Source organism: Halomonas sp. SIMBA_159 (genome assembly GCF_046536035.1).
In the GTDB taxonomy this organism is placed as follows: Bacteria; Pseudomonadota; Gammaproteobacteria; order Pseudomonadales; family Halomonadaceae; genus Vreelandella; species Vreelandella venusta_A.
On record NZ_JAWJBT010001799.1, the window covers coordinates 1 to 230 of the forward strand.

The window sequence follows — 230 nt, forward strand, 5'->3', positions numbered from 1 at the left end:
CTCCTCCCCCACCTGCGATTCGGCCACGTGCCGCACCGAAAGTTCCGCGAGCAGCGGCTCGAGCCCGAGGAGCGCGAGGCGATCGCGCAGCTGCGCGCGTTCCACGAGGTTCTCGAACACGTCGGACTTGGCGGCGAGCCCGGCAAGAGTGCGGACGAGTCGTGCGACCGGGAGCGACGCCAACGGCTCGCGGCGGCCCAGCGCGGCATCCAGTTCGGCGAGCTCCGCCT

Annotated in this window: 1 protein-coding gene; it reads right to left on the bottom strand. The window is 72.2% G+C overall.

Annotation, left to right across the window (positions count from 1 at the left end):
• A partial coding sequence (locus R0J87_RS25410; protein ID WP_498889789.1) for a hypothetical protein occupies positions 1 to 230 on the bottom strand: 230 nt, incomplete at both ends.